The 6970-nt window shown below is 36.6% G+C and carries 10 protein-coding genes; 8 read left to right on the plus strand and 2 right to left on the minus strand.

Annotated features, from left to right (window positions below; all coding sequences use genetic code 11):
* Positions 1-79: 79 nt before the first annotated feature.
* A complete protein-coding gene (locus tag V7147_RS01275) occupies positions 80-220 on the minus strand; it encodes a sporulation histidine kinase inhibitor Sda (RefSeq protein ID WP_335366048.1) in 141 nt (46 codons plus the stop codon).
* A 406-nt stretch (positions 221-626) separates the two neighbouring features.
* Between V7147_RS01275 and V7147_RS01280 the strand changes: the two genes are divergently transcribed.
* The 8 genes from V7147_RS01280 (at position 627) to V7147_RS01315 (ending at position 5874) form a co-directional block, all read left to right on the plus strand.
* Entirely contained in the window at positions 627-1142 is a 516-nt protein-coding gene (locus V7147_RS01280; protein WP_335366049.1) for a YqeG family HAD IIIA-type phosphatase, read from the plus strand.
* A 4-nt stretch (positions 1143-1146) separates the two neighbouring features.
* Positions 1147-2256 (plus strand): ribosome biogenesis GTPase YqeH, encoded by a 1110-nt coding sequence (yqeH, locus tag V7147_RS01285; RefSeq protein WP_335366050.1) that lies wholly within the window; start codon positions 1147-1149, stop codon positions 2254-2256.
* A 41-nt stretch (positions 2257-2297) separates the two neighbouring features.
* Positions 2298-3143, plus strand: a complete 846-nt coding sequence (gene aroE, locus V7147_RS01290; RefSeq protein ID WP_335366051.1) for a shikimate dehydrogenase — start codon at positions 2298-2300, stop codon at positions 3141-3143.
* Complete coding sequence (yhbY, locus tag V7147_RS01295; protein ID WP_335366052.1) at positions 3137-3436, plus strand: ribosome assembly RNA-binding protein YhbY; 300 nt, start codon at positions 3137-3139, stop codon at positions 3434-3436. The genes aroE and yhbY overlap by 7 nt, the downstream gene beginning before the upstream one ends.
* A gap of 208 nt (positions 3437-3644) precedes the next feature.
* Positions 3645-4214 (plus strand): nicotinate-nucleotide adenylyltransferase, encoded by a 570-nt coding sequence (locus V7147_RS01300; protein WP_335366053.1) that lies wholly within the window; start codon positions 3645-3647, stop codon positions 4212-4214.
* The gene (gene yqeK, locus V7147_RS01305) at positions 4204-4785 is read left to right on the plus strand and encodes a bis(5'-nucleosyl)-tetraphosphatase (symmetrical) YqeK (RefSeq protein WP_335366054.1); all 582 of its coding nucleotides are present in this window, start codon (positions 4204-4206) and stop codon (positions 4783-4785) included. Before V7147_RS01300 ends, yqeK begins: the two co-directional genes overlap by 11 nt.
* Entirely contained in the window at positions 4778-5134 is a 357-nt protein-coding gene (gene rsfS / locus V7147_RS01310) for a ribosome silencing factor (RefSeq protein WP_335366055.1), read from the plus strand. The genes yqeK and rsfS overlap by 8 nt, the downstream gene beginning before the upstream one ends.
* Positions 5131-5874 carry a class I SAM-dependent DNA methyltransferase gene (locus V7147_RS01315; protein WP_335366056.1) on the plus strand — a complete coding sequence of 248 codons (744 nt, stop codon included), beginning with the start codon at positions 5131-5133 and terminating at the stop codon, positions 5872-5874. Before rsfS ends, V7147_RS01315 begins: the two co-directional genes overlap by 4 nt.
* 85 nt (positions 5875-5959) lie before the next feature.
* On the opposite strand, the gene comER is transcribed toward V7147_RS01315, so the two are convergent.
* Positions 5960-6793 carry a late competence protein ComER gene (gene comER / locus V7147_RS01320; protein WP_335366057.1) on the minus strand — a complete coding sequence of 278 codons (834 nt, stop codon included), beginning with the start codon at positions 6791-6793 and terminating at the stop codon, positions 5960-5962.
* Positions 6794-6970: the final 177 nt, after the last annotated feature.

A 6970-nucleotide genomic window follows, 5' to 3' on the forward strand; every position in this document is an offset into this window, starting at 1 on the left:
GAAAAACACAAGGCGCCTGGAGCTAAATATTATCTAAAGAAAAAAAGAGCCTTTAGCGGCTCTTTTACAAAATCATATTTTATGATATATTTCTAATTCTATGTCCTAATGATCTGCGCATAATTTCGGTTTCAATAAGGTGAATAAAATCAGGACTAAGCTTTAATTTTATTGCTTTAAAATAAGATTCAATTAACAAGTCATCTGATAATTTTCTCATAGCTTTGAGCCAATAGTTGGCTATTCACCTCCTAAAGATTTTTAAGCGTAATCGTTCTATTTGATTTCTAGTTGTCATATATTAATACGTTGCTCTTAGTTAGTAATTTAACTGTATCACGAAAAAAATAATAGAACAACCGTTCTGTTATCCACAGGAAATGGTGGATAACCTGTGGGTATTTTGTTTATAAAATTTGGGAATCTATGTATATCAATGTGTAAAATGTGTATAAGTTTATCCACATGTGTTGAAATTTACTGACATTTGTCGAAAACTTTTTATTTTTACTATAAAAATTACAATTCGTGACGGGATTTGACGTAATAGTTTTTGTGAAAATCACTCTATTCCGTTATGATAGGATAGGTTATATTAGGAAGAAGTCCGGTGAGGTGTAAACATATTGTTAAAAAATTTTTTACCAAATGAACATGTGAAATCCGTTTTGGAGATTTCACCAAGCAAGCTTAAGGAGCTTGGAATTAAAGGGGTCATTACCGATTTAGATAATACATTAGTTGAATGGGACCGTCCAAGTGCAACACCAGAACTTGTTGAATGGTTTAAAGACCTAAAGAAACATGGAATCACTGTTACAATTGCTTCAAATAATCAGGAGAAAAGAGTAAAAGATTTTGCAGATCCACTAGGTATCGCGTTTATATACAGGGCAAGAAAACCGATGATACAAGCCTTTAAACGTGCAATAAGGGAAATGAATTTACAAAAAGATGAGGTTGTTGTAATCGGTGACCAGCTTCTCACCGATGTTTTAGGCGGTAACCGCTGCGGTTTACATACTATTCTCGTTGTCCCTGTTGCGCAAACAGATGGATTTTTTACAAAGTTTAATCGCTTTGTTGAAAGAAGAATTTTGACTTGGATGAAGCGTCGCGGAATGCTTTATTGGGAGGATTAATAGAGTGGAACAAGAAAAGATTAGCTGTATTGGCTGTGGAGTTGAAATCCAAACGGCTGACAAAACAAAATTAGGATATGCACCACCTTCTGCTTTAGAAAAGGATAAAGTCATTTGCCAACGATGTTTTAAATTAAAGCATTATAATGAAGTACAAGATGTTTCGTTAACAGATGATGACTTTTTAAAAATCCTGCACGGGATTGGCTCTACCGATGCATTGATCGTAAAAATTGTTGATATTTTCGATTTTAATGGTAGTTGGTTACCTGGCCTTCATCGTTTTGTAGGAAACAAAAATATATTATTAGTCGGTAATAAAGTAGATTTGTTACCAAAATCGGTGAAACCAAAAAAACTAATTAATTGGATGAAAGGATCAGCCCGAGAATTAGGACTGAAACCTGTTGATGTTTTTTTAATTAGTGCGGAAAAAGGTAGTGGAATTAAAGAGGTTGCCGATGCCATTGAGCATTATCGCGAAGGAAAAGATGTATATGTAGTAGGTTGCACGAATGTCGGGAAATCAACATTCATCAACCGTCTTATTAAGGAATTCAGTGGAGAGAAGGAGGACATTATTACGACCTCACACTTCCCTGGAACAACATTAGATATCATTGATATTCCACTTGATGAAGAGCATTCCTTATATGACACTCCAGGAATTATTAATCATCATCAAATGGCACATTTTGTTTCAAAACAGGACCTGAAGGTAATCACTCCTAAAAAAGAAATCAAACCAAAAGTTTTTCAATTAAATGAACAACAAACCTTGTTCTTTGGTGGATTAGCTCGGTTTGATTTTGTAAGTGGGGACAGGCAGTCATTTGTTTGCCATTTCTCAAATTTGCTGGATATTCATCGAACCAAGCTTGAAAAAGCAGACGAATTATATAAAAATCATAAAGGTGAGCTGTTACAGCCGCCAGGACTAAACGAACTAGATGAATTTCCGCCACTAGTTGCCCATGAATTTATGATCAAAGAAGCAAAAACAGATGTTGTCTTCTCTGGATTAGGCTGGGTAACGATTAACGAGCCACATACGAAAATTGTCGCCCATGTTCCAAAAGGCGTGGGAGTTCTAGTAAGAAAGTCGTTAATCTAATATTACAAAAAAGATAAAAATAAATCGTTACGGGTGAGGAAATGGAAAAGGTTTACGGTGTAATCGGAAGTCCCATCTCACATTCAATGTCACCAAAGATGCATAATGATCTCTTTGAACATTATAAGCTTGAGGCAAGATACCATGCTTTTCATGTTGCTCCTGGGGGAGTAAAGGCCGCAATTGAGGGGATAAAAGCACTTGGGATATCCGGCATCAATGTCACAATTCCTCATAAAATTGATGTCATTGAATATTTAGATGAAGTGGAAGAGGTTGCCGCAAATATTGGGGCAGTAAATACGATTGTCAATGAGAACGGGAAATTAGTTGGCTATAATACGGATGGAAATGGATTTATCCGTTCATTAAACCAAGTGATTAGTTTTGAAGAATTATGTTCTTCAAAAGTATTAATAATCGGTGCTGGTGGTGCAGCCAGAGGTATTTTTATTTCATTGGCAGCTATGGGAGTGAAAAACATAGATATTGTTAATCGCACGATTGGTCGAGCGAAAGCGATCATTGATGATTGTAAATATGAGGTTGATTCGCATGCATTGGGATTTGCTGAGACAAAAAGCGATATAGGGAAATATCAAGTGATTGTCAATACGACTTCTGTTGGAATGCATCCGAATGTAGAAGATATGCCAATTTCAGTTGAAAACATCGCTCCAAAAACCATAGTAAGTGATATTATTTATAATCCATTTGAAACGAAACTCCTGCAAGAAGCTGCAAAACGTGGTGCTATTACTCAAAATGGAATTGGAATGTTTGTTTATCAAGGTGCCCTAGCATTTGAAAAATGGACAGGAATATTTCCGGATACAGACAGAATGGAAAGACTAGTAACAAGGCTATTAGGAGGAAAGACATGCTGACAGGAAAACAAAAACGATTTTTGCGCTCGAAAGCTCATCATTTAGATCCAATTTTTCAAGTAGGAAAAGGCGGGGTAAATGATAATATGATTAAACAAATAAGTGAGGCTCTTGAAGCTCGTGAGCTATTAAAGGTGAGTGTCTTGCAAAACTGTGAGGACGACCGGGATACAGTAGCCGAAAGTTTGAGTAAAGGTGCAAAAGCTGAATTGGTTCAAATTATTGGAAATACGATTGTGCTATACAAAGAGTCGAAGGAAAACAAGCAATTAGAACTACCAAAATCTAAGTAAGTATTCAAAAAGAGGATAAAAAGGACCACGTCGACAAGAACGCCACGTCCGCATGTCTTGTCGACACTAGCACGTTCTGTGTGTCGAGATTTCAAGGCGGCGAAGCTTTGAGTACCGGAGTGTATGTATTTAATACATGTGGAAGTGAAAGCAAGCCAACGCAGAAATTCGATGTGTCATTTTTGTCCGACGTGGAGGGAACCATGAAGTGAACCATATCGGAATCATAGGTGGTACATTTGATCCGCCCCATATTGGTCATCTATTCATTGCATCGGAGGTATTAACAAGGTTAAATCTTTCGGAAGTCTGGTTTATGCCGAACCGTATCCCTCCACATAAAGAGCGTAAAAGCTATGTAACCGATGAGGAGCGGGTTGAAATGCTTTCTCTTGCCATTTCAGATCAGCAGAAATTCAAATTACAGTTGATTGAACTGGAAAGAGAAGGACCCTCCTATACATACGACACAATCAAATTATTACGTGAAAAATATGAAGGTACAAAGTTTTATTTTATTATTGGTGGAGATATGGTCGAATATTTGCCGCATTGGCATAAAATTGATGAACTTGTTGAGCTGCTTACATTCATTGGGGTAACAAGACCGGGTTATTCATTGCAGACCCAATATCCGATCACTGAAATAGATATTCCACAATTAGATATCTCTTCTTCCATGATCCGAAAGAGACTATCAGAAAAAGGAAATACAATGTATTTACTTCCTGAAAAAGTACGAAACTATATAGAGGAGAAACATTTATATGGAACGTAAGAAGGCTCTAAAGATAGTCGAAGAACAGTTAACCGAGCATCGTTATCAGCATACACTGGGTGTGATGGAAACAGCGATTGAACTTTCAAAACGCTTTAATGCTGATGAAAAAAAGGCCGAAACAGCTGCCATTTTTCATGATTATGCAAAGTTTAGACCAAAGGATGAGATGAAACAAATCATCATCGATCAACACATGCCTTCCGATTTATTGATCCATAATACAGAACTTTGGCATGCACCGGTGGGAGCCTATCTTGTAAAAACTGAGGTAGGGATTGAGGATGAAGAAATTCTAGGTGCAATCCGTTACCATACATCTGGACGAGAAAAAATGACACTGCTTGAAAAGGTTATTTTTGTTGCGGATTATATTGAACCAGGAAGACATTTTCCAGGTGTTGAAGAGGGTCGAGAACTTGCAAAGCAGAATTTAGATAATGCCCTTATTTATGCTTTACGTAACACCATCATGTTTTTAGCTAAAAAAAATCAAGCAATCTATCCTGATACATTAAAGACATTTAACTCTTTAATTTTTGAGAAAAAGGGGGAAATCAAAGGTGAATGAAAGAGACATTTTAACATTTGCAGTTGAAGCAGCTGACGATAAGCGCGCAGAAAATATTATTGCATTGAATATGAAGGGGTTATCGCTTGTAGCCGATTATTTTCTTATTTGCCACGGGAATTCTGAAAAACAGGTGCAAGCAATAGCTCGTGAAATTAAAGACAAAGCCGATGAACATGGTATTCATGTTAAGCGTCTTGAGGGTTTTGATGAAGCAAGATGGGTTCTTGTTGACTTAGGTGATGTCATTGCTCACGTATTCCATAAAGACGAACGCACCTATTATAATTTAGAACGTCTATGGGGAGATGCGCCAACGGAAAATATTGAAGACGTGCTAAGTTTATGAGCTATGGAGAATTTGCCTATATCTATGATGAGCTGATGCGTGATGTAGATTATGAGCAATGGATAACATTCTTTAAGGAAAAAATAACAGAGTTCAATAAAGCTAGTGGCCTCCGAGTTCTTGATATTGGCTGTGGAACGGGAGAAATTGCAATTAGACTTGCGCAAGAAGGCTTTGAGGTTGTCGGGATTGATCTTTCAGAAGAGATGCTGACGGTAGCCAACCACAAAGCAATGGAAGCGGGAGTGAAGGTCGAATTTTACCAGCAGAACATGATTGATATCTCTGGATTTGACCCGTTTGATGTTATTGTGATTTTCTGCGATTCACTAAATTACTTGAACACGGCCGAAGATGTTCAAAAAACCTTTAAAAATGTGTTTCAGCTTTTGAAAGATGAGGGATTATTTCTATTCGATGTCCATTCAGTTTATAAAATGGATTTCATTTTTATGAATGGACCGTTTGTGAGCGTTGATGATGAGGTTAGTTTTATTTGGAATTGTTTTAGTGGGGAAAATCCTCATAGTGTCGAACATGAACTATCCTTTTTTGTGAAAAATGAACATAATGGGGATTACACGAGGTTTGATGAGTTTCACAAACAACGAACCTTTCCAGTTGAAACGTATCAAAGCTTGCTTGAAGAAACTGGTTTTAAAGTAAAAGATATTAAAGCTGATTTTACAAATTCCGTTCAGGATACTTCTGAAAGAATCTTATTAACCGTAAAGAAATAAAGGGTCAGACAAAATAATGTCTGCCCTCCTTTTATTTTAAAATTTTAAAAAATGCTATTCCTATTTGAATAGTAAAGTGATATATTTATCGGGATGGGGTTTCGTTAAATTGTTCACCCACCTCTGAAATATCCTCATCAAATTTTCTATGGGTACTCCTAAATACTTCTTCAAATAATTCACCAATATGTTCTTCCATTGCATTAATTCCTTCTCCAGTGATACCGCCTTTTACACACACTTTTTCCTGGAGTGTGGGCAATGTATAAATTTCCTTTTCAAGTAGTTTTCCCATTCCAATAATCATTTCACTTGCTAGCTTTGTTGCTTGCTCCTCAGTGATTTTTGTTTCTTTCACCGCTGCATCTACAAAACGTCTTAACAAATAAGTAAAGAACGCAGGACCGCAACTAACAATATCTGATGCAACCCTTGTTATTTCATGATTTATATGAACGGGAGTGGAAATTTGTTCAAAAAGGAATTCTAAATAATCCTTATACCTTGTGCTAATGCTCCTGCCAAAAGTAAATAAGGAAACACCAGTAAGTGCGCGGTTCGTAATACTCGGAATAACCCGTGCAACCTGACAGTTCACTAGTGATTCAAGCTGTTCAATAGAAATCGGACTAGTTATAGAAACAATACATTTATTATTTGTTAAGGAAGAAGATAATTGGTGTAAAAGGGGGTAGATCTCTAATGGCTTCACACAAATAAATATTAAATCGCAAGCCTTTACAACCTCCTTATTGGTTGCTGCAACCGTAATATCTGGTAAGGAGTTCTTAATGGCTATTGCTTTTTCAATTGTACGATTTGTAATGGTTAATTTTGAAGGCGGAACAGCAAGAGATTCTACAAAGGATTCTATTAAAATCTTCCCCATATTTCCTGTACCGATAAACCCTATATTCAAGTTCGTCCCTCCTTTACAGACTATTCTCCTAACACAATATGTATTTTCATTCCAAAATATGAATAACAATTTAACATTATTCATCAGGGGGGGTAACCCCCGCTGAATAATGTTAAAGCCTCCGGCGAATGCCACAGATTTTTAAAGAGAAATTTTCGAGCTGTAAGATCAAAGACT

Source organism: Bacillus sp. JJ1521 (assembly GCF_036965165.1).
Taxonomy (GTDB): domain Bacteria; phylum Bacillota; class Bacilli; order Bacillales; family Bacillaceae_L; genus Ferdinandcohnia.

Excerpts from the sequence above, each read along its gene's own strand:
- V7147_RS01275 (WP_335366048.1), bottom strand. The coding sequence starts at position 220 with ATGAGAAAATTATCAGATGACTTGTTAATTGAATCTTATTTTAAAGCA.
- aroE (WP_335366051.1), top strand. The coding sequence starts at position 2,298 with ATGGAAAAGGTTTACGGTGTAATCGGAAGTCCCATCTCACATTCAATG.
- yhbY (WP_335366052.1), top strand. The coding sequence starts at position 3,137 with ATGCTGACAGGAAAACAAAAACGATTTTTGCGCTCGAAAGCTCATCAT.
- yqeK (WP_335366054.1), top strand. The coding sequence starts at position 4,204 with ATGGAACGTAAGAAGGCTCTAAAGATAGTCGAAGAACAGTTAACCGAG.
- V7147_RS01315 (WP_335366056.1), top strand. The coding sequence starts at position 5,131 with ATGAGCTATGGAGAATTTGCCTATATCTATGATGAGCTGATGCGTGAT.